Source organism: Rhizobium hidalgonense, from assembly GCF_005862185.2.
In the GTDB taxonomy this organism is placed as follows: Bacteria; Pseudomonadota; Alphaproteobacteria; order Rhizobiales; family Rhizobiaceae; genus Rhizobium; species Rhizobium hidalgonense.
Genome location: NZ_CP054029.1, coordinates 263,477 through 289,646, shown reverse-complemented (window position 1 = coordinate 289,646; position 26,170 = coordinate 263,477). Strand labels below are relative to the sequence as shown.

At 60.1% G+C, this 26,170-nt stretch carries 24 protein-coding genes and 1 pseudogene; 10 read left to right on the top strand and 15 right to left on the bottom strand.

Annotated elements, in window-relative coordinates:
- Window positions 1-63: 63 nt before the first annotated feature.
- Window positions 64-249: a 4-oxalocrotonate tautomerase gene (locus FFM81_RS30205; RefSeq protein WP_138385858.1), complete on the bottom strand. Its 186-nt coding sequence runs from the start codon at window positions 247-249 to the stop codon at window positions 64-66.
- Between the two features lie 125 nt (window positions 250-374).
- Here FFM81_RS30205 and FFM81_RS30200 point away from each other — a divergent pair, with 125 nt between their 5' ends.
- Window positions 375-1,259 (top strand): LysR family transcriptional regulator, encoded by an 885-nt coding sequence (locus tag FFM81_RS30200; RefSeq protein ID WP_138385859.1) that lies wholly within the window; start codon window positions 375-377, stop codon window positions 1,257-1,259.
- A 12-nt stretch (window positions 1,260-1,271) separates the two neighbouring features.
- Here FFM81_RS30200 and FFM81_RS30195 read toward each other — a convergent pair whose 3' ends face one another.
- Window positions 1,272-2,291 (bottom strand): LacI family DNA-binding transcriptional regulator, encoded by a 1,020-nt coding sequence (locus FFM81_RS30195; RefSeq protein WP_128399739.1) that lies wholly within the window; start codon window positions 2,289-2,291, stop codon window positions 1,272-1,274.
- Between the two features lie 170 nt (window positions 2,292-2,461).
- Between FFM81_RS30195 and FFM81_RS30190 the strand changes: the two genes are divergently transcribed.
- The 6 genes from FFM81_RS30190 to FFM81_RS30165 all read left to right on the top strand — a co-directional run bounded on the left by FFM81_RS30190 (window position 2,462) and on the right by FFM81_RS30165 (window position 9,927).
- Window positions 2,462-3,721 carry an ABC transporter substrate-binding protein gene (locus tag FFM81_RS30190; protein ID WP_138385881.1) on the top strand — a complete coding sequence of 420 codons (1,260 nt, stop codon included), beginning with the start codon at window positions 2,462-2,464 and terminating at the stop codon, window positions 3,719-3,721.
- Between the two features lie 62 nt (window positions 3,722-3,783).
- The gene (locus FFM81_RS30185; RefSeq protein ID WP_025418782.1) at window positions 3,784-4,665 is read left to right on the top strand and encodes a carbohydrate ABC transporter permease; all 882 of its coding nucleotides are present in this window, start codon (window positions 3,784-3,786) and stop codon (window positions 4,663-4,665) included.
- Window positions 4,658-5,494 carry a carbohydrate ABC transporter permease gene (locus FFM81_RS30180; protein ID WP_097534282.1) on the top strand — a complete coding sequence of 279 codons (837 nt, stop codon included), beginning with the start codon at window positions 4,658-4,660 and terminating at the stop codon, window positions 5,492-5,494. The genes FFM81_RS30185 and FFM81_RS30180 overlap by 8 nt, the downstream gene beginning before the upstream one ends.
- Before the next feature lie 10 nt (window positions 5,495-5,504).
- Window positions 5,505-6,644, top strand: coding sequence for an ABC transporter ATP-binding protein (locus FFM81_RS30175; RefSeq protein ID WP_138385860.1), 1,140 nt, complete (start codon window positions 5,505-5,507; stop codon window positions 6,642-6,644).
- 68 nt (window positions 6,645-6,712) lie between these two features.
- Complete coding sequence (locus tag FFM81_RS30170) at window positions 6,713-8,083, top strand: NosD domain-containing protein (RefSeq protein ID WP_173883895.1); 1,371 nt, start codon at window positions 6,713-6,715, stop codon at window positions 8,081-8,083.
- Window positions 8,084-8,199: 116 nt separating this feature from the next.
- A complete protein-coding gene (locus FFM81_RS30165; RefSeq protein WP_138385861.1) occupies window positions 8,200-9,927 on the top strand; it encodes a GH32 C-terminal domain-containing protein in 1,728 nt (575 codons plus the stop codon).
- Here the strand turns inward: FFM81_RS30165 and FFM81_RS33390 are convergent.
- A pseudogene (locus FFM81_RS33390) lies at window positions 9,924-10,705 on the bottom strand (IS5 family transposase). The gene FFM81_RS30165 and the pseudogene FFM81_RS33390 overlap by 4 nt on opposite strands.
- A 60-nt stretch (window positions 10,706-10,765) precedes the next feature.
- Window positions 10,766-11,044, bottom strand: a complete 279-nt coding sequence (locus FFM81_RS30155) for a CPCC family cysteine-rich protein (protein WP_080687655.1) — start codon at window positions 11,042-11,044, stop codon at window positions 10,766-10,768.
- A 427-nt stretch (window positions 11,045-11,471) separates the two neighbouring features.
- On the opposite strand from FFM81_RS30155, the gene FFM81_RS30150 reads away from it, so the two are divergent.
- Window positions 11,472-12,011: a P-loop NTPase family protein gene (locus tag FFM81_RS30150; protein ID WP_128399733.1), complete on the top strand. Its 540-nt coding sequence runs from the start codon at window positions 11,472-11,474 to the stop codon at window positions 12,009-12,011.
- A gap of 86 nt (window positions 12,012-12,097) precedes the next feature.
- Here FFM81_RS30150 and FFM81_RS30145 read toward each other — a convergent pair whose 3' ends face one another.
- Together FFM81_RS30145 and FFM81_RS30140 are read right to left on the bottom strand one after the other, a co-directional pair.
- On the bottom strand, window positions 12,098-12,508 hold the full coding sequence (locus tag FFM81_RS30145) for a hypothetical protein (protein ID WP_173883890.1): 411 nt from the start codon (window positions 12,506-12,508) through the stop codon (window positions 12,098-12,100).
- A 137-nt stretch (window positions 12,509-12,645) separates the two neighbouring features.
- On the bottom strand, window positions 12,646-13,416 hold the full coding sequence (locus tag FFM81_RS30140; RefSeq protein ID WP_138385883.1) for an SDR family NAD(P)-dependent oxidoreductase: 771 nt from the start codon (window positions 13,414-13,416) through the stop codon (window positions 12,646-12,648).
- Window positions 13,417-13,609: 193 nt separating this feature from the next.
- On the opposite strand from FFM81_RS30140, the gene FFM81_RS30135 reads away from it, so the two are divergent.
- Both FFM81_RS30135 and FFM81_RS30130 read left to right on the top strand, forming a co-directional pair.
- Window positions 13,610-15,538 (top strand): adenylate/guanylate cyclase domain-containing protein, encoded by a 1,929-nt coding sequence (locus FFM81_RS30135; RefSeq protein WP_138385863.1) that lies wholly within the window; start codon window positions 13,610-13,612, stop codon window positions 15,536-15,538.
- A gap of 437 nt (window positions 15,539-15,975) precedes the next feature.
- Window positions 15,976-16,350: a hypothetical protein gene (locus FFM81_RS30130; protein WP_138385864.1), complete on the top strand. Its 375-nt coding sequence runs from the start codon at window positions 15,976-15,978 to the stop codon at window positions 16,348-16,350.
- A 203-nt stretch (window positions 16,351-16,553) separates the two neighbouring features.
- Here the strand turns inward: FFM81_RS30130 and FFM81_RS30125 are convergent, their stop codons facing one another.
- The 9 genes from FFM81_RS30125 to FFM81_RS30085 form a co-directional block, all read right to left on the bottom strand.
- On the bottom strand, window positions 16,554-17,429 hold the full coding sequence (locus FFM81_RS30125; protein ID WP_138385865.1) for an FHA domain-containing protein: 876 nt from the start codon (window positions 17,427-17,429) through the stop codon (window positions 16,554-16,556).
- Window positions 17,430-17,431: 2 nt separating this feature from the next.
- The gene (locus tag FFM81_RS30120) at window positions 17,432-18,337 is read right to left on the bottom strand and encodes a type II secretion system F family protein (RefSeq protein WP_097534269.1); all 906 of its coding nucleotides are present in this window, start codon (window positions 18,335-18,337) and stop codon (window positions 17,432-17,434) included.
- Complete coding sequence (locus tag FFM81_RS30115) at window positions 18,334-19,197, bottom strand: type II secretion system F family protein (RefSeq protein ID WP_097534267.1); 864 nt, start codon at window positions 19,195-19,197, stop codon at window positions 18,334-18,336. Before FFM81_RS30115 ends, FFM81_RS30120 begins: the two co-directional genes overlap by 4 nt.
- Before the next feature lie 112 nt (window positions 19,198-19,309).
- Window positions 19,310-21,208, bottom strand: a complete 1,899-nt coding sequence (locus tag FFM81_RS30110; protein WP_003563666.1) for a TadA family conjugal transfer-associated ATPase — start codon at window positions 21,206-21,208, stop codon at window positions 19,310-19,312.
- A 19-nt stretch (window positions 21,209-21,227) separates the two neighbouring features.
- The gene (cpaB, locus tag FFM81_RS30105; RefSeq protein ID WP_003563668.1) at window positions 21,228-22,154 is read right to left on the bottom strand and encodes a Flp pilus assembly protein CpaB; all 927 of its coding nucleotides are present in this window, start codon (window positions 22,152-22,154) and stop codon (window positions 21,228-21,230) included.
- Window positions 22,151-23,080, bottom strand: a complete 930-nt coding sequence (locus tag FFM81_RS30100; protein ID WP_138385866.1) for a hypothetical protein — start codon at window positions 23,078-23,080, stop codon at window positions 22,151-22,153. The genes cpaB and FFM81_RS30100 overlap by 4 nt, the downstream gene beginning before the upstream one ends.
- On the bottom strand, window positions 23,081-23,761 hold the full coding sequence (locus tag FFM81_RS30095; RefSeq protein WP_138385867.1) for a TadE/TadG family type IV pilus assembly protein: 681 nt from the start codon (window positions 23,759-23,761) through the stop codon (window positions 23,081-23,083).
- Window positions 23,733-25,373 (bottom strand): Tad domain-containing protein, encoded by a 1,641-nt coding sequence (locus FFM81_RS30090; RefSeq protein WP_138385868.1) that lies wholly within the window; start codon window positions 25,371-25,373, stop codon window positions 23,733-23,735. The genes FFM81_RS30095 and FFM81_RS30090 overlap by 29 nt, the downstream gene beginning before the upstream one ends.
- A complete protein-coding gene (locus tag FFM81_RS30085; protein ID WP_003563672.1) occupies window positions 25,370-26,167 on the bottom strand; it encodes a TadE/TadG family type IV pilus assembly protein in 798 nt (265 codons plus the stop codon). The genes FFM81_RS30090 and FFM81_RS30085 overlap by 4 nt, the downstream gene beginning before the upstream one ends.
- Window positions 26,168-26,170: the final 3 nt, after the last annotated feature.

Below are 26,170 nucleotides of genomic sequence, written 5' to 3'. Positions count from 1 at the left end.
GACCCTGCGGCCAATACCATGGCCGCGGTGCCAGGTAGCCCTCTCGTCGACACTGCCGGCCTCTCAGGCCTCCGATTTGAGCTTGCCGCCGACCGCCCAGGAATCCTTGGCAATCTCGGTGATCAGGATTTCCAGCGATTCCGGCGGGCACGCCAGGGTTTCGACGGCGGCCTTGGTAACTTCGCGCGCAAAGGCGCGTTTCTGACCGTCGGTGCGGCCGGGATGCATCTGCAGGTGAAGAATGGGCACGTTTTTCTCCTTGATCATGTAGGAATGTCCGTCGCCGTGGCGCGGGCAGGGGGACTATGTTGTAAATTCCTAGGTTGATAAATAAGCTGCTGGTGTCGTCATTCGAAACCAACAGGTAGGCAATCATGGACAAGCTGGCCGGCATGGCGATGTTTGTCAGGGTCATCGACAATGGCAGTTTCGCCGCCGCCGCGGAGATCGCGCATGTGTCGCCCGCCATGGTTGCCAAGCACATCAAGACGATCGAGACCCGGCTCGGGGCGAAGCTGATCCATCGCACCACGCGGCGCCATCAGCTGACGGAGGTCGGCCAGCTCTATTACGAGCGCTGCAAGCGCGCACTTGCCGAAGTGGCGCTGGCCGAGGCTTCGGCGAGCGAGCTGCAATCGGCGCCGCGTGGCCGGCTTCGGCTGGTGGCGCCCGTCAGCTTCGGCACGCAAATCCTGGTGCCGGCGCTGGTCGAATACCAGAACGCCTATCCCGACGTCAGCATTGAGCTGTCGCTCGACAACAATGTCCATGACCTCGTCGGCGAGGGTTTCGAACTCGGCATCCACATCGGCCCGCTATCGGACAGCAGCCTGGTCGCCCGCCCGCTCACGCCCTATCGGCGGATCCTCGCTGCCTCGCCGGAGTACCTTGCGCGCCATGGCCGGCCGGCCGCGCCGGAGGATCTGACGAACCATCTCTGCCTCGGCCATTCCTATTGGCGCCTGCATGACCGCTGGCACCTGGTCGGGCCGGGCGGCGAAATGCGCGACGTGCCGATCTCCGGGAAATTCTCCACCAACCAGGGGGCAGCACTGCGCATGGCAGCGCTCAGCGGCGCCGGAATTGTGCTGCAACCGGAACTGCTGCTCGCCGCCGATATCACGGAAGGACGGCTGGAGCATGTACTGCCGGAATGGTCCTACAGGCCGGTGCCGATGTCCCTCATCTACCCGCCGAACCGGCGGCCGACAGCGATGTTGCGGACGGTGATCGATTTCCTGGTGGAACAATTTGGCTGACGATATCGGGGGTCACACCGAACGTACGGATGTGCGCTCGACCAGCTTACAGGAGATGACGCGGGTGCTCGGTCGAACATTGCCGCCGGCCACCACGTTGTTCAACCATTCGGCTCCCTGAAAGCCGAGGTCATAATAGGGTAAAGCGGCTGTCGTCAGTTCGGGCTTCAATGCCGTTGAAACCGTCCGAAAGTCGTCGAAACCGACGATGCTGACATCCTCGGGAATTCGCAATCCCAGCGCCAATGTCGCAATGTAGACCTGAATCGCCATCTCATCGTTCCCGCTCATAATTGCGGTGGGACGATTCTTTTGTCGAAGCATTTCGGTTGCCGCGGCAAAGACATAGTTCTCTTCGGCCCCGACCGGTCCCTCCATGCCAAGACGAATGGAGAGATCGTCCTCTCCAAGTCCGACTTCCCCCGTGGTTTGACGGAAAGCCTTCAGGCGAAGTTCGGCGCCCAGCAGAACGGGATTGAGCTTGATATATCCAATTCTGCGGTGCCCCCGTTCGATCAGATAGCGGGTGAGATCCTGCGCTCCCTGAAAATCGTCCGGCTCGATCGATGGCAGGAGTTCGTTCGTTTGCGATCTGCAGTTGATCATCACGGTGGGAATGCTGACATCGCCCGCTTCGGGGTCGACAATGCGGTGGTACATCGTCACATAGAGAACACCATCAATGCGATGGGATTGGAATATTTTCCAAATCTCCGCCTCCCGCTCGCAAGAACCGCCTGTGTTGGCCATCAGGATGGTTTTTCCATTCGCATTTGCCCAATCCTGAATCCCGCGCACGATGTCGACCGAATAAGGCGTGGTGGACACATAGTCCGTAATGATGCCGAAGGTGTTCGACCGGCTGGAACGTATCAGCCGCGCAGCCATATTGGGGATGTAACCGAGGTCTCGGATGGCCTTTTCCACGCGCTCCCGCGTCTCTTCGGTTACATAGGGCTCACCGTTTATGACCCGAGAAACTGTCTTATTCGAAACCCCTGCTGCTTTTGCGACGCTGACAATGCTGACCATGCCGGTGAAATCTCCTATCCGGCCTCATGTCTAACCCAGACGCATGACAACGTCGACATTTTTCTCTGACAACGTCGACAATGGTGATTGACAACGTCGTCATAGCGCGATTATTGTTCAGGCAATGCAGGCTGGCGGTGAGTGGCGCGGGCCTAAACAGGGAGGAAACGATGAAGAAACTATTTAGTGCCAGCGCGCTTGCGCTTGTGTTCATGGCGGCCTCCGCCCGAGCCGAAACGATCAACGTCCTGGTGGAGGGCGGCGGCGAGATGCTCCAGAAGGCCGTGGCCGAGAAGTTCACCGCCGGAACCGGCATCGAGGTGAAATTTACTGTCGTTCCTTATCAAGGCGTATTCGACAAATTCTCGGCCGAGATTGCCTCAGGCTCATCCGCTTTCGACGTCGTGACAATCGATGTGGTCTGGAATGCAAAGTTCGCTAAACATGTCGAGGACCTCTCTCCCCTTTTCACCGAGGCTGTTCGCTCCGACCTGCCGCCTGCCTTGCTCGCCGACGCCAAGGTCGGAGACAAGCTCATCGGGATGCCGGCATGGGCAAACGCCGAGATTGTCTTCTATCGAAAGGATCTGTTCGATAAGCCCGAGGAAAAGGAGGCCTTCCAGGCGAAGTACGGCTATCCCCTTGCTCCGCCCAAGACCTGGCAGCAATGGCGCGATATGGCTAAATTCTTTACACGCGACACTGATGGCGATGGCAAGATTGACTTCTGGGGCACCGACACCATCGGCACCTTCTCGGAGGAGTGGATGGCACATGTGCTGCAGGCGGGCTCGCCCGGCGTGATCCTCGACAAGGACGGCAAGGTCATCATCGACAACGAGGCGCACAAGAAGGCGCTGGAATTCTACATTGCCCCGCACTGCACCGATCATTCCGTCCCGGAAAACGTCAACGAGATCGGTTGGGGTGAGGCGCAGAACCTGTTTTATCAGGGCAAGACGGCGATGATGAAATTCTGGGCGCACGCTTACAAGATGACGCCCGAGGATTCAAAGGTCAGCGGCAAGGTCGGCGTCGCTCCGATGCTCGACGGCGATGCAGGAATCGCAGCCATTCCCGGTCCCTGGTATAATGTCGTCCCGTCGACCTCGCAGCACAAGGAAGCAGCGAAGAAGTTCATCGCTTTTGCAATCGCCAACAACGCGTTGGGCATCGAAGCCCCGCTTGGCCTCGCCGTGACGAATTCCGCCTATCGCAGTTACGCCGGCAAGCCCGGCTACGAGCACTTCACGCCGCTGCTTGAGACGCTCAGTGCGCCTGCGACCCAAGGTCGGCCGATGAACGAGAAATATCAGGAAATCGTTGATGAAGCGGTCCTTCCGGCCGTGCAGCAGGCCCTGACCTGTCAGGCGGATGTCGGCAAGATCCTGATGGATGCCAAAGAAGCGATCGAGGACATCCTGAACTAACCCGCTATCCTCAACGTCGGCGGAGGAGAAATCCTCCGCATTTCATCAGTTCGGAGACAGCCATGTCGGGTGAAGACCGATTTGTGCTTTACATGCTTGCGCCGGCGCTTGCCATTCTGGGCCTGCTGGTCGCCTACCCGATTGGGCTGCTGGTGTTCGATTCGTTTTTCAAGGTCGACACCATCACCCCCCACATACGCGAGTGGGTCGGGCTGAGGAACTATATCGACGCGCTCACCTCTAGGCGCGTCGCCGAAAGCGCACTGAGAACGATTCAGTATTCTGTCTTTGCGTTGTTCTTCGAGTTTACCTTCGGCTTCTGCGCCGCTCTCCTGTTTTCGGCACTTCCTGGCCAATCGCGCTGGCATCGCACTGTGTTCACGCTGCCCCTGATGGTGCCACCGATCGTCGCCGGCCTGCTGTGGCGCTTTCTGTTGGTCGGCAACATTGGCATTCTTAATTATGGGCTTGTCCATCTGGGTATTATCAGCGACCCCGATGCGATCGCCTGGCTGTCCGATGAGGACATCGTGATTTATTCTGTTTCCTTCGCCGATATCTGGCTGACGACCTCGTTTGTCGCGCTCGTGTCTTACGCCGGGTTGACGAACATTCCGAAAGACTTGCTCGAAGCAGCGCGGATAGATGGTGCGAATGCGTTCAAGCGGTTTTGGCACGTCACCTTGCCGTTGATGCGTCCCGTTATCGCCGTCATCGTCATCGTGCGCGGTGTAGATGCGGCCAAGACCTTCGACCTCATCTGGATACAGACGCAAGGCGGCCCCAATCACGCTTCGGAAGTGTTCTCGATGAACATCTATCAGAGGATGGTTCGTTTCGGCGATCTCGGTGAAGCATCGGCGTCCGGCACCTTGTTCCTATGCGTCATGATGGTTCTGGCCGGGATTGCCTATTGGAAGATTTGGAGGCCGGCCCATGCATAGAGTGTCCCGCCCCAATGTTAGCGGAGCCTTGATTAACGCCGCAGCCCTCGTGCTCGTGCTGTCTTACGCGCTGCCCTACATCTATCTGTTGATGACTTCCATCAAACCGGCGGCCGATGTCCAGCAGATCCCCCCGAGGTTCTTTCCCGCCGTCATAGCGTTCGAGAATTTTCGCGAGGTTTTGCAATCGTCCACTTTGCCGAAGGCCTTCGTCAATTCCCTCACAGTGGCGGTGCTGACGACCGCGCTCTCGCTGGTGGTGGCCGTGCCGGCCGCCTATGTCGCCACCCAGTATCGCCGCCGAACCACGACACTTTTCCTGCTCTTTGCTCTGGTCACCCGCATGGTGCCGTCGGTGTCGCTCGGTGTGCCTCTGTTCCAGCTTTTGAAGTCCATGGGCCTGCTCGACACCATTCCTGGCCTGGTTCTCGCTCACAGCTCGGCGGCTGTGCCGCTGGCGCTGCTGCTCATGTCGGCTTTTTTCGAGAGCGTGCCGAAGGAACTCGAAGAAGCCGCGCGCATGGACGGATGCACACGGTTCCAGGCCTTTCGCAAGATCATCCTTCCGATCATGACGGGCGGGATCGCGGTGACCGCGCTCTTTACCTTCATCACCAGCTGGAACGAGTTTCTCTACGCACTGCTGCTGACGTCTGAAACGACCAAGACGGCGCCGATCGTCATTGCCGAATACAACTCGGTCTATGGGCTTGCCTGGGGAGCGATGACCGCGGCGGCCGTGCTCTATTCACTGCCCGTCATCATCGTAACGCTCGCACTTCAAAAACAGATTGTCGGCGGGCTGACGTTCGGCGCTGTGAAGGGATGAGGAGACAAACATGGCCGATATAGAACTGCGCAATATCAACAAGGTTTACGGCAACAGCTTTCACGCTCTTCATGATCTCAACTTCGACATCAAGGACGGTGAGTTCATGGTGTTTGTCGGTCCGTCGGGATGCGGGAAGTCGACGGCACTTCGGATGATCGCCGGCCTGGAGAGCATTTCCAGCGGTGAAGTCAGGATCGGCAATACGGTCGTCAACGATATCGATCCCAAGGATCGCGACATCGCCATGGTCTTCCAGTCCTACGCGCTCTATCCGCACAAGACGGTGCGGGAGAACATTGCCTTTCCCCTGCTGATGGCAGGCCTTCCGAAGTCCGAGATTTCCAGCCGCGTGGACGAAGCCGCACACATCCTCGAACTGACGGCTCTGCTCGACCGCAAACCGGCGCTCCTCTCCGGAGGTCAGCGCCAGCGTGTCGCCATGGGAAGAGCAATCGTCCGCAAACCGGCGGCTTTCCTGATGGATGAACCGTTGTCGAACCTCGATGCCAAGCTGCGCGTGCAGATGCGCGCCGAGATCGCCAGCCTGCAAAGAAAACTGAATGTCACTACGATTTACGTGACCCACGACCAGGTCGAGGCGATGACGATGGGCGACCGTGTCGCTGTCATGAGAGGCGGCGTGCTGCAGCAAGTCGACACACCGCAAAACCTGTACAATCGTCCTGACAATGTCTTTGTCGCCGCCTTCATCGGATCGCCCTCGATGAATCTCTACGAGGCCGTGCTCAATGGGCAGACGCTGACCCTGGGCAGCAACAGTTTCGAAATTCCCGACCAGGTTTTCGAGCGCCGCCCCTCGCTGAAGGGTACGTCTAACCGTCAGGTGGTTGTCGGTATTCGGCCAGAGCACATGAACGATGCCGCAATCCGGCCTTCTTCGGCCGAGATCTCGGCCGCGGTCACTCTTGTCGAGGCGCTGGGCTCTGAATCCATGGTGCATCTGAATATCGACGCACCTTGGGTGGATGCGGGCGACCCGGACGCCATCATCGACATCGACGAAAAAGCTGCTGTAGCCCGTTTTTCTCCGAAGAGCACGGTACGCGCAGGTGACATCGCGCGCATCGCTGTCGATGCCGAAGAACTTCACTTCTTTGAACCGGACACCCGCACCAGCATCTGGTGATGGCATTGCCAGGAGAAAAAGCAACAATGACTAGCGGATCTATCGCCACCGATCGCCTGCAACGAACAATGGTTCGTGAAAACTATTACGACGCAACGAAGTATCCCGTCGGGAACCCCTATGAGGATATTGGAGCGGTCATCAACAGCATCATTGCAGATATTAAAAGCCGGCAACCGGTTTCCGACCTAAATGATGGCGGAAAACCTGGAGCAGTGATCTATATCCCGCCAGGCGATTATCGTCTTGTCACTCAGGTCGTTATAGACGTGAGCTTTCTGAAAATTATGGGCTCTGGACATGGCTTTACGTCGTCGAGCATCCGGTTCAACACACCCGCAAGCGAGCTGGAGCACTGGCACGAAGTGTGGCCGGGCGGAAGTCGCATCCTTGTGGACATGTCTCCAGAGGCCACTGACGGTGAGGCTGCGGGAGCCGCGTTTTATGTTAAGCGCACCGGAAGTCCCCGCATAAGCTCTGTGGAGTTTGCTGACTTTTGCATCGATGGTCTGCACTTCACTGACGACGGTTCGGGGCAAAAAGATCCAGAAAATACATACAAGAATGGCAAAACGGGCATCCTTGTCGGCAGCGCCAATGACTCATTCCGAATAACGGGAATGGGTCTTATCTATCTGGAGCACGGCGTTACTGTTCATGATGCTGATGCGCTCGCGATAGATAACAATTTCATTGCTGAATGCGGCAACTGTATCGAATTAAAGGGTATGGGCCAGGCCTCAAGAATAACGAATAATTTCGTCGGAGCCGGATATCAGGGACATTCCATTTACGCGGAAAATTACGGTGGCATTCTAGTATCGTCAAACAACATATTCCCTCGAGGCGCTAGCAGCGTCTATTTTTCCGGCGTGGTGCGCTCCTCGGTCACAGGAAATAGATTCCATTCCTTTTACCCCGGAATGTTGGTTTTTGCTGCTAATTGCTGCGAGAATTTGGTTTCCTCAAATCACTTTTTGCGAGATCGCGAGCCGTGGGCGCCTATGCAGAAGTACGACAACGGCTTGGATGATCTGTTCGGGCTTTTACGAATTGACGGCAGTAACAACTCGGTAATTGCGAACCACATTTCGGAAACATTGGATACTCAATATATCAGGCCCCTCGGCGTAAAGCCGGTGATCATTAATCTGGTTTCCGGTAGCGGCAATTACATAGCCAACAACCACATTGTGGCCACAACCGAAACATCGCAAATCAATGACGCACCGAACAGTGCCTGCTTTTCAACGCAAGTGGGCGCGTTGCTGTCAACCGACAATCTGAAGCCGCTCGAAGTGACGTCGGTACTGGTGCAAGAGAGATCGGTGCGCAATACAGTCCTGGATTCCGGCAATGACGAACAGGTTGTGATCGACAGAAGCGTGAATGCTTTTAGAGGCACTCCATCGATTAACGCAGTTGTTTCCAATCCCTGATCAATTCCGAACCAATAAACGGCCAGAAGCCCAGTGGCCGGACTGTCGATCGTGCGCCCTGGCGTCAGGTCAAAGAAGCAGTCCAGCTACGACGTTACGCTCGGAAGGAGGAGTGAATGAAGACCAGGGTGCAATTGAGTGCTGAGCGGGGTGCGCGGTTCGAGATCTGGGCCCGGCAAAAACCAGGAAAATCTGCTGCTGAAGATCACGTCGATGCCTTCGTTTTGCGTGTCGGCGATTGCGTCGTTTACCGGATCGCGCATCTGCCGCCCTGTTTTCAATTCTATTCCTATACCCATTATGCGGCTGGCCCGCTCACGCTGGAGTGGGACGACAGCGCAATTGAAATCCCGCTGCTCTACAGCTTCAATTCGGAGAATGTGGCTGAGAAAGGCGTGACTTTCCTGGAGTTGCGTGATGGCCGCGTCATCGCCCGACCGAGGACATCCTGGCCGGAATGGTACGAGAGCGATACCAATCGTCCGCAGCTCAGATTCTCGCCGTTTCAGGCCTGGATGAACGACCCGAACGGGATATGTTTCATCGACGGCCGCTATCATCTGTTTTACCAGTTCCATCCCGCCGAGTCCGAATGGGGGCCGATGCACTGGGGCCATGCCGTCAGCGATGACCTTTACCGCTGGATCCATCTGCCGGTCTTCCTGCACCCGGAGCAGAACCTCTGGTCGCTGGGCGCCACCGGTGGGGCCTTCTCGGGAAGTGCCTTCGTCGGCCAGGACGGCAAGCTCAGCTTCTACTACACAGAACGACTGCCGGCGTATGACCTGTTCAAGGACTACAAGGAAGTTCAGAAAAGAGTGTTGCCATCCGCCGATCTGCTGCGTCCGGACGCCAATAAGCTGGTGCTGGTCGACGGTCCTTCCGGCAGCTCCCATGATTTGCGCGATCCAAAGGTTTGGTACGATGCAGCGTGCGGGGCTTACCGAATGGTGCTGGGCGCCGCGATCGATGGTGATCCCGCCGTCCTGCTCTATGGGTCCGAGGATGGCGAGGACTGGAAATTCATGTCCGTCCTCTATCGCGCTTCCGAGCATTTTCGCCAGCACGGCGCACGCTGCGTGGAGTGTCCGGATTTCTTCGAGCTCAATGGTCACTATGTCCTGGTGATGGGCTTTGTCGGCTACACCGAACCGGAAACCGGCCGTCATAACTTGCTTTACGCCCAGGTTGGCACCTTCGAGGGCGATTGCTTCATGCCGGCGACCCCGGCTTTGCAGGAATTGGATTTCGGTACCGATTTTTACGCGATGCAGAGCTTCCGGGCAAAGGACCGCCAGATCGCTTTTGCCTGGCTCTTCAATTGGGAATTCCGCAAGCCGCCAGGTTCGCCCTATAGCGGCGAGCTGTCGCTGCCGCGCGTGCTCGGCCTAGACGCCCAACGGAATTTGACAATGATGCCGGAGAAGGGTTGCCAGCGCCTGCGCGCCCGCACCCTTCTAAAGATTGCGCCTTATCAATTTGCCTGTGAACCAAGGCGCCCCGTCGAATTGTCTTTGGAGGGCGATCTGGATGGAGTTCAGATCGTCGCGCGGGGCAGTGACGGGGAGAGCTTTAGGTTGGCCCACAGCGCGCTGCGGCTTGAGCTGACCGTGGCGGAGGATAGTGGGGACATCAAGTACCGCTCAGCGCCGCTGAAGCTCGAACGGTTAACATTGTTCTTCGACCGCGGCGTCGTCGAGGTCTTCGCCAATGGGGGCGCGGTCTGCGGCACCCGCCGCACCTATAAAATCACAGACCTGACCTCGCTCGAAGTGAAGTCCGCAGACAGCAGCCGAATCCAAAGCTACGAGGCATGGAGCTATAATTCCGCTTGGAGCAACTAGGCCATGTTGACAAAGTGCGGCAGCCAAATCCTCGCTGCGGCTAGCGCAAGGAAGGCTTCGAAGGATTTTCGGGTCTTGTCGTAGCGGGTTGCAATGCGACGAAACTGTTTAAGTCCATTGAACATCCGCTCTATTCGATTGTGATCCTTGTAAGCTTTAAAGTCGCATGAAGGCGGGTTTTTGCGGTTCGCTTTCGGCGGGATCACCGGCTTTATTCCGTGGATCAAAAGCTCTGCGCGGATGACGTCACCATCGTAGCCTTTGTCGGCCAGGAACAATCTTGGCTTGCGGACCGGCATCGCCAGCAAGTCAGGCACCGCGGCATAATCTGAGGCCTCTCCGCCCGTCGGGACAAAGCCATGAGGGCGTCCCTGACCGTCTGCGCGGGCATGGATTTTCGTCGTAAAGCCGCCGCGTGATCGACCAAAAGCCTCCTTATAAGTCCCCCTTTAGCGCCCGCAGCCTGAGAGTGGCCCCGAACTGTGGTGCTGTCGATCATGTGCTGCCAGTCATCCGTTAGCCCCAACTCGACGAGCGTTTCGAGCGAGGCATCCCATAAACCTTGCTCGGCCCAACGCCGAAATCGCACATAGACCGAGTTCCATTTCCCATATCGCTCATGCATATCGCGCCAGGGGCAGCCGACGCGCAGGACGTGGAGCATCCCGTTAAGAAATCGGCGATTATCAAGTGATGGGCGCGATTTGCGCCCGCGTTCCCTTGGTAAAAATGGCGCGATGATCCGCCATTCCGCATCACTCAAATCGCCTCGTGCCAAAGCCGCCTCCGCAAAAGCAGCTATGAATCAAAGATTGGCCAAGAAGGGAATCCCTGTGTTTCAATGCTCAGCTTCCGTGGGTGGCCGAACGTGCCCGCGCGCCGCCGGATCAGAAGCACCCCACTGCTGGAAATTGAATTGTGCCTGCGTGAGCGACAGCGTTGCATTAGGACCGCCTCGAACGTCGCCAGCATCGTGGACGTCCTGTCCGTCATCTTCCCAGAAACATACCGGACATATTTCATACCCGCCCCGTTCATGCAGTGTGCGGAAATGGCAGCACGGACACCGATAGGCCGGATTGTTTGAGAGAGGTTTTCTAACGTTGTCAAACTCCATTACCGCAGGATGAATGCCCCAGAGCAACTTTGTCAACAGGACCTAGCATAGGCGACGAGGCGGTCGCAGGCCTCGCCACGACCCAGCGGTCGACAGGGTCGTTAACTTCACCAATCACGGCGGGGCAATAGGAGCCGATCAGTGGCAAAGCTATTGGGAGGAAAAGCAATGATGGGTTGGCCCGTGTCGCTTGGTAAAGGCCACGCACTTCGGCCTCTATCCTATAAAGCTCGCCAATCCCTCCAACGCCTCCCTCGATGGCGGCGGTTCCGAGCAGTTGATCACCGATCTACTCCGGCAATCCTGCCAATCGCAATCCTTCGACATACCTCGCGAGCAGTGCCTTGTCTCGCCGACGCTACCTTAGTCGTTGACAACTGCGTTTATTCCGACCAGTTAAATCGACTTTGGTCCCATAGGTGTCCTCATGTTGCCTTTGCACTCCCTTGGCGAGCGCATCGTCGTTCTCGGACCTTCGAATGCGGGCAAGTCAACCCTGGCGGTAGCCCTCTCAAGGAAGCTCGGTCTCCCGGCGGTGCACCTGGATCAACTTCACCATCTGCCGCATACGGATTGGGAGGCTCGCCCCGAAGCTGAGTTCGCAGCACTTCATGATGCAGCGGTGCTCGAAGAGCGATGGATCATAGAAGGCAATTACTCGCGCCTGATGCCGCAACGGCTAGCCCACGCGACGGGCGCGGTCCTCATCACCTCAAATCACTGGCTCCGCTTTTCCCGTTATCTCAAGCGCACCCTCGTCAACCGCTCCGACCGTGCGGGACATCTGGAAGGTGCCAAAGACAGCATCAAATGGGAGATGATCCATTGGATTCTCATCAAGACCCGCAACAGCGGCTTCAGATACGCAACCATGCTGCGACAGTCTGGCTTACCGATTGTAGAATGCCACACGGCGAAGGCACTTAATGATCTCTACCGGACTTGGCATTTGCCACTGCCCCGATAGACGCGAAAATCCTGCCGGATTTCTTCAGGCTGGGATGGCAATTGCATCACCCTTGCGGAGCCGCCCACTCGGCCGCCCCGCGTGGTCTACTTGACGACGTTGATGCTGAAAGTCACGTCGCGAACAACGCCGTCGCCATAGGACTCCCTGAAAGTCGCTTTGTCAGGGCCGACATATCCGGCTGCAGACGTGTAGTAGACAACCGTGCCTGCGGTTTTCACCCCAACGCATTTTGGAAACTTCTTCGAATTCGCCAGTACGTCTTCCGGAACGATTTCGAGTTTCCCGTGAGCTGGCGGAGAAACCGTTCGAACGTTCGGACGGCTTAATTGTGAGCAATCGGCCTTGAGGTGCCAAGTCTGCGCCAGTCGCGTCCGCTCGGCGCTGACTGCAGTAAGGCTCTTGTTCTCCGTGGTAATGCCACCCGAGCTCGTCGTGCAACTCGTCAGTATTGGAAGTAGGAGAACGGAAATTGCTGCAGCCAAAGTTCGCATCATCAGTCTCCTGTTGCTGATGCGTATGCGTAGCGATGGCCTCCAAAAGCGTCAATCGCGTGAGGCATTGAGCCGCAGGAGCCAGGTCTCGATGACGAGCGGCCGGGCTCTCTGGGCCACGTATAAGCGACCACTCGGCCTCAGGCGACCGACCATCCACCGTCCACCAGCAGGTTCGCGCCGGTGATCAGGCTTGCAGCCGGCGATGCCAGGAAGACGACGGCACCCACCACATCATCGGTTTCACCGATCCGGCCGAGTGGAATGTGATCGAGCGTCGCTTTGCGATTGTCGGGATCGGATAGGAAAGGAGCTGTGCCATCCGTGTGGATGAAGGTCGGTGATACCGTGTTTACGGTGACATTATAGGCTGCCCATTCCGCAGCAAGGCAGCGCGTCAGGTGATTGATTGCCGCCTTGCTCATGCAATAGATTGCCTCGCCGCGCAGTGCCACGGTGCCTGCCTGGGAGCTGATGTTGACGATCCGGCCCCCATGGCCCTTGATCATCTGACGCCCGACGGCCTGCGTCATCAGAAAGGTGCCCTTGATGTTGACATCGAGGATCTCGTCAAGGTCCTTCTCCTCGACGAGTTCCGCGAGATTGCCTGGAGCCACGCCGACATTGTTGACGAGGACGTCGATCCGCCCGAAGGTCGTCAACGCTGCGTCGACGGCTTGGGCGATATGGGCCTTATTGGGAAGGTCCAGTTCAACAGTGAGGACTTTGCGTCCCGCGCCCTCGAGTTCGGCAACCAGATCCGCCGAGGCTGCGACATCGCGGACCCCCAAAACAATATCGGAGCCTGCCGCGGCACAGGCAAGCGCGCAGGCCCGACCGATACCACGGCTCGCTCCCGTCACTAAAGTCACCTTGCCCGCAAGGCTGAAGTCCGGCGCATTCTTCTGCATCATCTTTCCTCCCTGGATGAACTCAATTTATGACAGGGTCGGCAGCCGGATGCCAGATATTCCACGAGGAGCGCCCCTTTGGGGAAGCGGAAGCACCCTCAGCACACATGCAAGTTTTGCCCATATGCTGGTTGCGGTGCTTCGATGGGTGTAGACTGCCGGCACAATTGCATGTTCATGCAAGGCAACGAAGATGGGCACCCTCGCGCTCGACCGAAAGCTGCTGGCGATCCTCGCGGCGGATATGGTCGGCTACTCCAAAGCGATGGAGGCCGATGAGGCTGGCACCATCGAGCGGCTGAAGGCCATCCGCGCCGAGCTGATCAACCCCGCCATCTCTGAGCGCCATGGCACCGTCATCAAGCTGATGGGCGACGGTGCGCTCGTTGCCTTCGACAGCGTCGTTGATGCCGTTGCCTGCGCCGCGGAGTTTCAAAATGCTGTGGCGGCGCGCAATGCCGATTTACCGGAGCCGGAGCGCATCATATTCCGCGTCGGGATCAATCTCGGCGATGTGGCCTTGGTGGATGGCGATATCTACGGAGATGGGGTGAATGTCGCCGCGCGGCTGGAGCATTTGGCCGAACCGGGCGGCGTGGTGGTGTCGGGCACGGCATACGATCATCTCCAGGGCAAACTCGACTGGCCGCTCGATTTCGCCGGCGAGCAACAGGTCAAGAACATCAGCCGCCCGGTGCGGATGTACCGGCTGAGGCTCGACGGCAAACGCGCGCGTCGGCCGCTTCTTGGAATGATACCGCGCTGGGCCAAAACGGCTGCAGCGGCGATCGTCGCGCTGGCTCTGGCGGGCGGTGGGGTCTGGTGGTTGCTGCAGCCCGAAACTTTGAGCGGCAAGCCGTCGGTCGCGGTACTGCCCTTCGACAATTATGGCGGCGACGACGCGAGCGAGCGCCTCGCCGATGGCCTGACTGAGGACGTCATCACCGACCTCGCGCGGTTTCCCGAATTCGAGGTGGTGGCGCGGAATTCGACGGAAGTTTACAAAGGCAAGCCGGTGGATGCCCGCCAGGTGGCGACTGCGCTTCATGTCGGCTTTGTCCTGGAAGGCTCGATCCAGCGGCAGAGTGGCCGGGTCCGGATCACGGCACAGTTGATCGATGCAAAAACCGGGCATCATCTTTGGTCGGAGAATTGGGACCGGCCGGCCGAGGACGTGTTCGCCGTTCAGACGGAGATCGCAGAGCAGGTCGCCAACCGCCTTGGCGGCGGCGTGGGCCTGATCCAGGAGGTCGGGCGGGCAGCAGCCAAACGCAAACGGCCTGAAAACCTGAATGCCTACGACTATTATCTTCTCGGCTCCGAGAAGATCGAAAAGCTCACCAAAGCCGATGACGAGGAGGCCATCACCTTTCTCAACCGCGCCGTCGAGCTGGACCCGGGGCTGGCACGGGCCTGGGTCGAACTTTACCACGCGCATGATCTGATGGGTGTTTTTGGCGTCGATCCCGAGGGTAACCGCAAGGTGGCCGCCGATGTCGCCGAACGCGCGGTGCGGCTTGATCCGAGCGACGCCGAAGCCCATGCGGTATTTGCTATGAGCTTGGCAAACAAGGGCGACATGGGCCGCGCCAAGTCCGAATTCGACACGGCGCTTCGTCTGGCTCCGGGTTCGTCCGAAATCCTGACTTTTTACAGCGGCTATGCCGCACGCTTCAACGACCCGGAACGCGGAGCTCAAATGGTCGACAAGATCATGCGGCTCGACCCGAACTACCCGATGTGGGCATCCAACTTCTTCGCACCCGCCTATTTCATGGCGGGGCGGTATGCAGACGCGGTGACGATGCTGGAGCGCATGACGCCCAACAACTACCAAAGATGGACTTGGGTGGTGCGCAGCAGCTCGCTTGCGGCGCTGGGTCGAACCGATGAGGCACATGCTTCAGCTCTGGAAACTCTCGAACAGCACCCTGACGTGACCGTCGAGAGCATGATCAATGAACCCGGCCTCAGCACAGTGGAGCGCAATCGGTTCATAGAGACAATGCCGCTCGCCGGCTTCCCGGCATGCGCCAAGCCCGAGGCGCTGGCGAACCTCGTCAAACCTATGCGACTGCCGGAATGCGAAGCGGGGAAGGCGAAGCCTCCCGGGCAGCCATAAGACAGTTCGCTATCGCGACTGCGTCGGGCCGGCAGGGCCGAGCTCGGCAAATTACGAGGTCGGAGAACGCAGAGCCAGGATTCAAGAGAGCCTCATCCTGAGGTGCCCCGCAGGGGCCTCGAAGGACGAGGCGGGTGTGCCGACATCAGGCCTCCGATGAGAACGCGCGGCACCTCCTCTTCATCTCCCTTCAGTGCATCACCGCCTCACCCTGCAACTCAACAATCGAACCCTCGCGCGTGTCGATGTGGCCGCAGGCACAGCGGCTTTGGCAACGTCTCGCTCGCGCTAGCACCAAACCCCAATCGTTGCCGGCTTCGCGCCCATTGCGGACATTGTGTCAGTCCATCAGCTAGCACTCGCTGCGAAAATGTTCTAATCGCGACGCCATATTCCCGGGAGTTCCCTTTAAAAACGGCTGTCCCATGGAGACTGAATTGTCTGACACAAATGACTTTTCTGAAGAAGAAATCGCCGCCGTCCGAGAACACGCAGATCGCGAACATCTGTGGGGATGGGAAGAACGCGCGGCCAATTTGGCGCGGCTCGGTCTTTGGGATGCTTCGCGTCTGACCTTTAACGAACGCGGAATGAAGATCAGAGCGATACTGATTGGCGATCCAAGCCCTTCAGAGGCGGAACTGGCAGTGATGTTCCCATACCTTTTCGGTGAAAGTAGTCCCGAGCAAAAGGCCAGGTTCGAACAGCGTTTGTTAGAACTGAACCTTGCTTGGGTAACCGAGCGCGGCTTCGTGTTCTTGAACGCACGAGGGCACAAGGTGATGCGCGACGTTTATTGGCTTAGGCATTGAAGGCATGATCAATGGGCAATGGCAGAGCTTTCGACAAAGACTGTCGTGAGCGATCTTGCACTGTTCGTGCTGTTTGCCACTCAGAATGTCAAATGCGTCTAAAGCCCTCGTCACCCGCATCATTCCGATGTTGGCGAATGTCCGCTTCGGGCCGACAGCGGTCATTGGCGAGTGAGGCTAGAGCAGCCGCACACGACGGGCAATCACCGCCGCGCCGGCGGCTTGGTGGCGGCGCGGCGCTGTAGCGCGAAACGGGCGGCCGGGCAGTTGATGTCGGGAACGAGATCGTAGGTCTGCTGGTAGAGGCTCTGCGCCAGCGTTCTGTTGCCGCGGTTTTCCGAGGCAAGCGCGGCAAGCGCCGTGCGTTTATAGGCTTCGACGATCGGCTCGGCGGCCTTTGCCAGCGCCGCGTCGTCGGCGGGTTCGGCGCTAAGCGAAAGCGCGGCATAGGTCGCCTCTCCATCGCGGCCGACGCGGCCACCGACGGCGCCGTTGAAGCTTGCTTCGGAAACCTGACGCATGCGCCTGGCATTCTTGATGCAGGTCGGGATGCGGGCGGCTTCCGCATTGATGCGCTCGGCCGTCGGGCCGCTCTCCGCGCTCTCGCCGCCGGAGAGGATCACGTAGCCGATGATGCCGACAATGGCGAGATAGACGAGCCCCATGCCGGCGAGGAAGGCCGGCTGCTTGAGCAGCGGTTTCTTCGGCTTGTCGTCCCCTGCCTTGGCCGCTTCCTTCTTCGGCGCCTCCTTGGCGGCGGCTTTGACGACGAACTGGAACTCGACATCCTTGCCGAGACGAAAACTGTCGCCGGCTTTCAGCGACGCCGTCTGCAGCAGCGCTTCGCCGCGCAGCATGATCGGGTTCAGCCCCATGCGGCGGATGATGAAGCCGCCGTCGCTCTGTTTTTCGATGCGCGCGTGGATTGGCGCCAGAAACGGATCGTCGACGACGATATCGGCACTAGCAGCGCGGCCGATCGACATTTCGGGCCGGTCGAGCACATGGCTGCGGCTCTGGCCGCCGGGGCCGGTCTGCAGCAGGCTGGGTTTGTTTCCGCGAAAGAAGGAAAAGACCATGATCAGAACATCCCACTCGACATCATCTCGACAATTGCCGGCGCCAGCACCAGAAGCAGGATCGACACGACGATCATCATCGCCGGCATGACAATCTTGGCTTTCAGCTTTTCGCTCGCGCGGTCGGCTTTCTCCCAGCGGCGGAAGCGCAGATCGCGCGCATGTTCACGCAACAGCTCGACGCGGTTGCTGCCCTCGACCTCGCCCTGGATAACCGCCCGGATGACGCGGATGACCTCCTCAGCGGTCATGCGGGCCTCCAGGCGCTGCAGCGCCTCGACCATGCCGGTGCCGAGCGCCACGTCCTTCAGCGTCTGGTCGATCTCTTCGCTCATCACCGTGCCTGGTGCCGCCTCGGCATAAAGCCTGAGGCTTTCCGGCAGCGTCGCCTGCGCCTGCTGCGTCATGACCACGAGATCGAGAAAATAGGGAAATTCGCGCGAGATGCGCTCCTTGCGATCCTGCATCTTGTCGTCGGCGACCACCCAGAAATAGATGGCAGGGATCAGCCCGAGGATTAGCCCGGCCACCAGCCCGCCGATCACGCTGCCGCTGGCAATGCCGAACAGCACGCCGAGCAGGATGAAGCCGAACAGGCTCATCACGATGAGAAGGGCGATGTATTCCCGCCCCGTCACCCCGCCGAACGGCCGGCCGCCATAGATCAGCTTCTGTTCGAGCTGCGCGCCGTAATCGGCCAGCAGCGGCTCGAAATGGGCGAGCACGAATTCAACCGGCGTGCGCATGCCGATGCTGTCGACGATGTTGGGCGGCGGGCCATCGCCGCCGGCGGAGCGGCGCACCACCTGGATGCTGCCGAGCAGATCGCCGATCCACCAGACGAAGAGGGCCGCGGTAATGCCGGCAAAGACGACGGCGATCGGGGCGAGGGGGATGTGCGACATCATACCGACACCTTCATCATCGAGCGCATCCAGAAGAAACCGGTGGCATAGAGAATGGCGCCGACAATCGCGATGACGATGCCGATGGCGTTGCCGAACACCTTGTCGATCAGCTCGGGTTGGCCGAAGAAGATCATCAAGATCATGAACAGCGCGCCGCCGTTGACGACGCGGAAGTTCATGCGCGCCTGCGACGACGAGGTGCTGATCTTCTGATCGAGCTTCCAGATTTCCTTGAAGGATTTCGACATTTCCGTCAGCGGTTCGGAAATGTCACCGCCCTGGCGGGCAAACAGACCGAGGGCGGCATCGACCATCTTGAAATGCAGGCTCGGCACAGTGCGGCCGTGGCGGTCGAGCGCTTCGACCAGGCCGATGCCGAGCTTCTGTTCGCGGGCGATACGCTCGAATTCGCGCGAGGCCGGCATCTGGCCGGTGTCGGCCACCGCATTGACGGCGATGGCGAGCGGCTTGCCGGTGCGCACCGCCGAGACGATCTGGTCGACGGCATAGGGAAGCTGGGATTCGATCTGCAGCCAGCGGCGCTGCAGGAAATAGCGGATCATCGCCTTGGGCAGGAAGAAGGCCACCGGGATGGCGAGGACGATGCCGAAGATCGGCCCGAAGATCAGCGAGACCACGGCGAAGACGACGATCGCCGTGATGCCGTAGGCAAGGATCATCGTATAGGGCGGAACGGCATCGCGCCCGAAAACCTGCGCGGCCTCGCTGGCGAGCGCGATATCGCGTTCGGTGGCGCGCAACAGCGGCGCCGGCCAGCGCACCGGCGCGCCCCAGACCAGCAGCCCCGCCGTCACCGCGCCGAGGGCGACCGTAAAGATCTGCAGAATGCTGATATCCATGGCTTTTTCCTCAGAGCAATTCCAGGAAAAGTGCGAAGCGGTTTTCCGTCCGGAATTGCGTAAAAACAAAAACTTAGAGCGGTTCTGCGCGTCCGTGAAACGCCGAACCGCTCTACACGAACATATCGAGTTTTTCGATTTCACCGTCGTCGCCGAACTCGACCAGTTCAGCGACGAAGCTCGGCAGGTAACCGGTGAAGGCATGCACCGCCTGGCCGCCGGCGCGGCCGACGAGATGGAAGATCGGCTCGACGATGACGAGGCCGGTATCCGGATCGATGCCGATCACCTCGGATATCTCGGTGACGGCGCGCCGGCCGCTTTCCAGGCGGTTCAACTGCACGACCAGTTCGACGGCGGCGACGATCTGCTGGCGGATCGCCATAACAGGCAGCGAACTCTGGCCCTGCAGCACCATCACCTCAAGGCGGGTCATCATGTCCTGCGGCGTGTTGGCATGCGCCGTCGTCATCGAGCCGGCATGGCCGGTGTTCATCGCCTGCAGCATGTCGATCGCCTCGGCCCCGCGGCACTCGCCGACGATGATGCGGTCGGGGCGCATGCGCAGCGCATTGCGCACCAGATCGCGGATGGTGACGCTGGTTTCGGATTCGGCCGTCTTCGGCCGCGATTGCAGATAGACGACGTGAATGCCGTCGAGCTGCAGTTCGGAGGTGTCCTCGACGGCGACGACGCGCTCGCCGATCGGGATGAACTGCGACAGGCTGTTCAAGAGCGTCGTCTTGCCGGAGCCGGTGCCGCCCGAGACGACGATATTCTTGCGGGCGCGCACCGCCGCCTCGAGGAAGGCGCGCATCGGCTCGCTGAGCGCGCCTGCCGTGACCAGCTTGCTGATGTCGAGCCGCGACTTGCCGCCGAACTTGCGGATGGTGAGGCACGCCCCCTTGACCGCCAGCGGCGGAATGACGGCGTTGACGCGCGAACCGTCCGGCATGCGGAAATCGGCCATCGCCTCGCTCTCGTTGATCGAGCGGTTGGAATCGACGGCGATGCGCTCGATCACCTTCATCAGCTGCCGCTCATTAGCGAAGGCGAAGGGATAACGTTCCAGCAGGCCGAATTTTTCGACGTAGATCTCGTCATAGCGCGTCACCATGATTTCCGAGATCACGTCGAGATCCATCAGCTCCGAGATCGTGCCCCAGCGGTACATCAGCTCCTCGATGTTGGAGCGCAGGTGCATATGGGCGATCTCATAGCGGTCGCCGGCATTGAAGAGCGCCTGACGGGACTGGAAGGCGGCACTGAAGCGGGTGTCGAGCTGGGCGAAGTCGGAACGGGTGGATTCGAAATTGAGCTTGAGCTGCAGCGCCGAGATCAGTGCCTTGCCGACATCGAAGAGGCGGCGATTGTCCTGCTCCTCGCGTGAGAGACTTGCGGCATTCGAAGAGGCGTCGCGCCGCCCTGTCCGCGCAATGCGTTTTGCGAGCCACCGGTAGACGGCGTTCTTGATCACGAGGATGACCAGATCCTGGGGTGCGCTGTCGAGCGCCTCCTTGATGAACAGGTCGAGCCGCTCGCGAATGCGGTTTCGCGTGTCCTCGCGGCCGAAATCCGAAGACTTCACCAGCCGGTCATATTGCGTGTCTTTTAGCAGTCGCTCATGGATCTCCATCTGCAACGCCAGCACCCGCTCTTGGTCCGGAAACTGCGTCACCGCTTCCTGAGCCGCCGCTGGTTCAACAAGTTCAATGGTGACATTCGGCACCCAGATCGACATGCCCGCCGAGACCGCCACCGGCGTCCCGGCCCTGAGCGGCTGGTCGTCGACCCGCGTCGGATTGCGGCCATGATGCTGCACCGACCAGCCCTGGCCGGATTTGCGCAGCACGAATTGCGGTGAGGAGACATGGCTGCCGCGCAGCCGCACGACGCCGGCGCCGGCCGGCAGCGTCAGCGTGCTGCTCTCGCCGACGAAATAGGTCTCGTTCGAAGAAAGCGGGATCACCTCCCGCCCACTGCCGTCCTCATAGGAAATCTTCAACAGCATGGTCACTCCCCCGCAACGCTTACATGCGCGTCCAGTTGATGCTCGGCAGTTCCTCGACGGTATTGTCGGCCGGATTGCGCAGCACGAGATTGAGGCTGCCGTTCGATTGGCCGAGCGCAAAGATCAGCATCTCGGCTTCCGCCGGCGTCACCTCGACGGTGACGTTGTTGTAAGTGCTGTTGGCCTTGGTGACGGCGCCTTCCGCCGTCGTCGCCGCGCCGACGGCCAGCACTTTGACATTCTGCAGGAAGGTGCGGGTGACAACGCGGGTGCGCGAACTGATGCCGAGCTTATAATCCTGCGCCTGTTTGCGGTAGGCATTGACGTCATTCTCGTCGGCACCCGGATATTGGGTGAGATAGTTCTTTAGCATCTGCTCGACCGGTGAGGCCGGCTGGACTGGTGCCTGCGGCTGTCCGGCTGCAACAGGTGCTTGACCGGGAGCGGCAGGCGCTCCTGGCTGGGTGGCAGCCGGGGGTGCGACTGGCTCGACCGGCTCGTCGACCGTGCCGAGGATATCGACATAGCTGCCCGGCTCGACGAAGTGGCCGACGGCCGCGGCAGCGTTGACGGGAAGGGTCAGCGCCCGCTTGCCGGGCGCGATCATCGTCGTCAGGCGCCCGCCGTCATTGTCGTCGAAATACTGGAAGAGCAGCACGGAGCCGGCCGGAATGTCGGCGGCAGCCGTCCGGTCCTTCAGCCATTCCTGGTAGGCGCTCGCGGCCGGCACCGCGAGCTTGGCAAGCGCCCCGAAACTTTCAGGCAGCATCACCGGTTCGGCGAGCATGTCGGGCGTGATCGCCTGTCCTCTCGTCACCTTCCTGTCGGGCTGGAGCCGCATGAAGGCATAAGCCACCTGCTCGTTCTTGACGCTCTCGGTCCAGAAGTAGAGCAGAACGCCGGTGATGAGCCCGACGATGACGGCGGCAATAAGCTTCCAGTTCATGGTGTTGTTCCTTCGACGAAGGGTTGCCTGATTTGAATGACCTCGACGGTCCGGCCGTCGGTCTTGCTGCTGGTGTAGAGAACGTTGGCCTCGACGCTGCCGCGCCGGCCGTAAAGAGCGGTGACGCCGCTGCGCTCAGCCGGCGGCGTTTCGATGGTGAAGCCGTCGCGGACCAGGAGATCGGCGCGCGCATCCGACCAGCGCAAGGCCGACATCGTGCCTTTCGATACGACCGTGCGCGAGGTGTGGCCCTTGTCGCGATCGCCGATATCGCTCAGCACCTCGGCGCCGGCCGGCGGCCGCAGCGACGGCGGCAGCTTGCCGGCATCGGCCGGCGCCGCAAAGGCCGGCAGTGTCGCGGCGACGTCGTCGAAACGGCTCATCAGCACGTCGGTCACCGGCGCATCGGCGGGCCTCCGGATCATGATCGAGACGCCCGGGATCGGCGCTCTTGCCGAAGGATTGTTCGGGTCCTGGCGTTTGAGATAATCGAGCGCCGCCTCGCCGTCGCCGTCGAAGAACCGCACCACGACGGCGAGATCATCACGGATGCGGCTGACCTTCGGGACGATCAGCATATTGGCGGCGATGACGGCGGTCAGTTCTTCCTTGTCGCTGCTTTTCGGCAGGGCAGGGCGGGTATTGGCGGCCAGCACCCGCAGCCATTCGTCGGTGATCTCGGAAATACTGCGATCGCTTTGATAGGGCGTGAACTCCAGCGGCTGGCCGTTGATGACGAGATCGCGCGGCGCCCGTTCCGGCGCGCCGAGGATGCCGGCCAGCATCGAATTCAGCGTCTCCCGTAAATCCTTGTAGACCTCGGCGTGGCCCGGTTTGGCCACCACTACGGCAGCGAGCCCGATGACCAGGGCCAAACCCACGAGATGGCCGGCGAAATGGATGGAGATGCGCGCGCCCTGTCTCATCTATTTCGCCCCCGGAAAGACGCCGTCGAAGAGATCGCCGGAATCGTCGGCGACATCGCGGATTTCCCGCCGCAGCGTCGGGTCGTAACCCTTGCTGGTGGTGTCGTTGTTGTGCGAGGCAAACAGCGTCGCATCGTCCACCGTGAAGGCGTCCTTCCAACGCAGGCTCCTGATCGTATCGAGATCGTCGGAATCCCTGAACTTGTAGACGCGGTCGGCCGTTGCGGTGACCAACTGCGGCTTTTCATTGGCGAGGTCGCCGACCATATCGCCAAAGTCGCGGCCGTCGCTCTTCAGCGTGTTCTGCACGTCGTCCCAGACGAAGGTGCGTTGCGGATCGCCGCCGCCTTCATGCGATGGCGTGCGCGAGCAACTCAGGGCGTCCCCTCCCGGCAGTGCCGGCAAGGCCGGGAGCGGAAAGAAGTTCGAGAAATCGGAGGTGCAATCCAGGCCGTTCGCCTCGGCGAAGGCGGCGTTGCGCATGGCGAGCATGGTTCCGACCTTCTTGGTGGAAATCCTGTTGGCGTGAATCATGAAGATCACGATCAGCAGGATGACGGGCGCGGCGAGCACGAATTCGATCGAGGCCAGGCCGCGCCGGTCGCGATGCAGCCGCATCAGCAGGCCGCCGGCCGGCGCGCCGCCGGCATGTTCAGTGTGTGTTGACGGCAGCCCAGGCATTGGCTCCTCCCTGATCGAAGACTCGGGTCAGGCCGGTGAAACTGTCGGCGGCCGGGCTCTGCTTGATGGTGTTCGAAACCTGGCCGATGTCGTCGGCAAGCGTGGCTGGCGCCAGCGATGCGAGCCAGTCCTGCGTGTAGAGATCGAAGGCCGTGTAATTGTGGACCCAGCTCTGCGCCAAGGCATAGGCCGAGGGTGTCTTGTCCTTGAAGATCCGGATCTGCAGCCTGGCGCGCGGGGCGCGCGAAACGATCGCCAGCGTCTGGTAGTCGTCGAGCTGTTCGCCGCCGAACGGCGTGAAGTTGAAGGGGATGCGTCCTTTCAGCCAGTAGGGCTTCGGGAAGGAGATGACCGGCAGGGGAGCACCCGCCACGGAAATCGCGCCACCGGCAGGGCCGCAGACCTGGTTCCAGATCATGTCGAACTTGCGGGTGAAATCGTTCTCGTCTTTTGTCTGCTTGTCGGAATAACGCGGTGGCACGTCGATCGGCAGCTGGAAGGGGTTTACGACGCCGAACTCGAGGCCGAAGAATTCCTCCGCGACAAAAAAGCTGGCGTCGAGGGTAAGTTCTTCCCACCAGCTGAGATCGGCATATTGCTCGATGATCGCCTTGAACGGGATCTTGCTCAGATATTTCGGGCCGAAGGCTTCGTAGAAGATGTAGAACTCCACCAGCTGATCGTCGATGCCGCTTTCGTGGTTGACCCAGTCGCGGATATGGCTGCCGTCGACGCCGCCGGCGGTCAGGGGACCCTTGCCGTTGGGGAAGCCGCGATTGGCAAACTCGCCACGCATCAGGAACGGGTCCTGCCCTTCCGTGCCCCTACTCATCGCAAGGCACATTTCAGCATAGGCCGCAGCGGGATTGATGCCGTCGCGATCGACCGGCAGGTTGCCGCCAGCGCCTTCTCCGGCGTCGTTGCAGGATTCGCACGGCGGATGGAAGACGACATGATCCGATTTGTTCAGGCGCACCAGATGCAGGGCTTCATTGCCGACCCGCTGCGGAAAGCTCTCGACGAGGTAGTCGTTGAGATCGTTCATGCCGTCGATGATGTCGCTGGATTTCACGATCAGGCCCCAGGGATCATAATCGATCTGTGCTTTTACCGTATAGGCGATCGCCTTGGTGGCCTCCGTCGCCCGGAACCCCTGGAACGCCAGGCAAGCGCCGTAGATGATGCCACCGACGATCGGAACCTTCTGCCAGCCCGGGCAATAGGGCATCGGCGGAAGCGGCGGCAGGAGCGAGGCCGGTCCGAAACCTTCAGTGAAAGAGTATTCGGCGAGTTTCGCCAGAATGGCGGTCGAGCGCAGGGCCAATTCCGCGGTGGTCAGCTGGAAGGCGACCGAGGTCGCCATGACGACGGTGGCCTGCGAGGAGGCGACATTGTTCATCGCCATGATGTTGAGATAACGCGCTTCCCAGTCGGCATGGACGAGAGCAGCGGCGTCGGCCGTGTCCTGGGTGCGCTGCTTGTCGTAGATCATCTGCCCGGTATTCAGGATCCAGACGATCATCAGGGCGAGCGCGATCGTCATGTAAAGAATGATCGGTGACAGGAAGCCGCGTTCGTCGCGGTGCAGGCGCTTGATGAGGGTCGGCGTCATAGCAGGTTCACCTCCGCCTTCGAGATCGTGTAGTAGCGGCCGTCTTTCCTCTGGCCGCGGGCAAAGACCCAGCCGGCATATTCGAGCAGCAGGAAGCGCGCTTCGACCTTGGCGGTCACAGGCACATGCGGCGAGCGGTTGATGGCGGCATAGAACGCCATTTGCGCGCGGTCGACGGTGACCGTGACGTTCTGCGGATCGAACATGTAACGGGCCTGGTTACGCATCGCCCGCCAGTTCTTCGAAAGACCGGAGGCATCGGCAAGGGCCTTCAGCGCCTCTTCCGGCGGCTGGCAGGCGCCGACGCATTTCAGCTGGTCGTAGGGGGCAGCCGGGATCAGCGCCAGGCGGGCGGCAAGATCGGCCTTGCCCGGGGCGGCATCGTCATCGCAGGTCTTGGCGTCGATCAGGCTGCGGATGGTGATCGGAAAGGCCGGGCAGAAATAGACGCGGGCGCTGCGGGCCGCCGCATAGGCGGCATAATGGGTGAAGAGGTGGTTTTTTGCCAGGATCGCGAACTGGAAGACCACGAACATGAAGAAGACGAAAACCGGCGTGACGAGCACGAAATCCATCATCGTCGTGCTGCCTGACATATCGCCGTGCAGCTCCGATATCCGGCGCCGGCGGGCGGAAAGCCGCGGCAGCAGCAGCATCGAGGCAAGCAAAATTACGGCGATCGCGAAGGTGCCGAAGAGCGCGCCGTGATCCTCGGGGATCCAGAAGGTCCGCGAGTGCAAGATCGAACTCCAGAAGGCACCGTCGAAGAAGGGGCGTTCGAGTTCCGCGCGCATTGC

Excerpts from the sequence above, each read along its gene's own strand:
- FFM81_RS30200 (WP_138385859.1), top strand. The coding sequence starts at position 375 with ATGGACAAGCTGGCCGGCATGGCGATGTTTGTCAGGGTCATCGACAAT.
- FFM81_RS30195 (WP_128399739.1), bottom strand. The coding sequence starts at position 2,291 with ATGGTCAGCATTGTCAGCGTCGCAAAAGCAGCAGGGGTTTCGAATAAG.
- FFM81_RS30190 (WP_138385881.1), top strand. The coding sequence starts at position 2,462 with ATGAAGAAACTATTTAGTGCCAGCGCGCTTGCGCTTGTGTTCATGGCG.
- FFM81_RS30185 (WP_025418782.1), top strand. The coding sequence starts at position 3,784 with ATGTCGGGTGAAGACCGATTTGTGCTTTACATGCTTGCGCCGGCGCTT.
- FFM81_RS30180 (WP_097534282.1), top strand. The coding sequence starts at position 4,658 with ATGCATAGAGTGTCCCGCCCCAATGTTAGCGGAGCCTTGATTAACGCC.
- FFM81_RS30175 (WP_138385860.1), top strand. The coding sequence starts at position 5,505 with ATGGCCGATATAGAACTGCGCAATATCAACAAGGTTTACGGCAACAGC.
- FFM81_RS30170 (WP_173883895.1), top strand. The coding sequence starts at position 6,713 with ATGGTTCGTGAAAACTATTACGACGCAACGAAGTATCCCGTCGGGAAC.
- FFM81_RS30165 (WP_138385861.1), top strand. The coding sequence starts at position 8,200 with ATGAAGACCAGGGTGCAATTGAGTGCTGAGCGGGGTGCGCGGTTCGAG.
- FFM81_RS30155 (WP_080687655.1), bottom strand. The coding sequence starts at position 11,044 with ATGGAGTTTGACAACGTTAGAAAACCTCTCTCAAACAATCCGGCCTAT.
- FFM81_RS30150 (WP_128399733.1), top strand. The coding sequence starts at position 11,472 with ATGTTGCCTTTGCACTCCCTTGGCGAGCGCATCGTCGTTCTCGGACCT.
- FFM81_RS30145 (WP_173883890.1), bottom strand. The coding sequence starts at position 12,508 with ATGATGCGAACTTTGGCTGCAGCAATTTCCGTTCTCCTACTTCCAATA.
- FFM81_RS30140 (WP_138385883.1), bottom strand. The coding sequence starts at position 13,416 with ATGCAGAAGAATGCGCCGGACTTCAGCCTTGCGGGCAAGGTGACTTTA.
- FFM81_RS30135 (WP_138385863.1), top strand. The coding sequence starts at position 13,610 with ATGGGCACCCTCGCGCTCGACCGAAAGCTGCTGGCGATCCTCGCGGCG.
- FFM81_RS30125 (WP_138385865.1), bottom strand. The coding sequence starts at position 17,429 with ATGGTCTTTTCCTTCTTTCGCGGAAACAAACCCAGCCTGCTGCAGACC.
- FFM81_RS30120 (WP_097534269.1), bottom strand. The coding sequence starts at position 18,337 with ATGATGTCGCACATCCCCCTCGCCCCGATCGCCGTCGTCTTTGCCGGC.
- FFM81_RS30115 (WP_097534267.1), bottom strand. The coding sequence starts at position 19,197 with ATGGATATCAGCATTCTGCAGATCTTTACGGTCGCCCTCGGCGCGGTG.
- FFM81_RS30110 (WP_003563666.1), bottom strand. The coding sequence starts at position 21,208 with ATGCTGTTGAAGATTTCCTATGAGGACGGCAGTGGGCGGGAGGTGATC.
- cpaB (WP_003563668.1), bottom strand. The coding sequence starts at position 22,154 with ATGAACTGGAAGCTTATTGCCGCCGTCATCGTCGGGCTCATCACCGGC.
- FFM81_RS30100 (WP_138385866.1), bottom strand. The coding sequence starts at position 23,080 with ATGAGACAGGGCGCGCGCATCTCCATCCATTTCGCCGGCCATCTCGTG.
- FFM81_RS30095 (WP_138385867.1), bottom strand. The coding sequence starts at position 23,761 with ATGCCTGGGCTGCCGTCAACACACACTGAACATGCCGGCGGCGCGCCG.
- FFM81_RS30090 (WP_138385868.1), bottom strand. The coding sequence starts at position 25,373 with ATGACGCCGACCCTCATCAAGCGCCTGCACCGCGACGAACGCGGCTTC.
- FFM81_RS30085 (WP_003563672.1), bottom strand. The coding sequence starts at position 26,167 with ATGCGCGCGGAACTCGAACGCCCCTTCTTCGACGGTGCCTTCTGGAGT.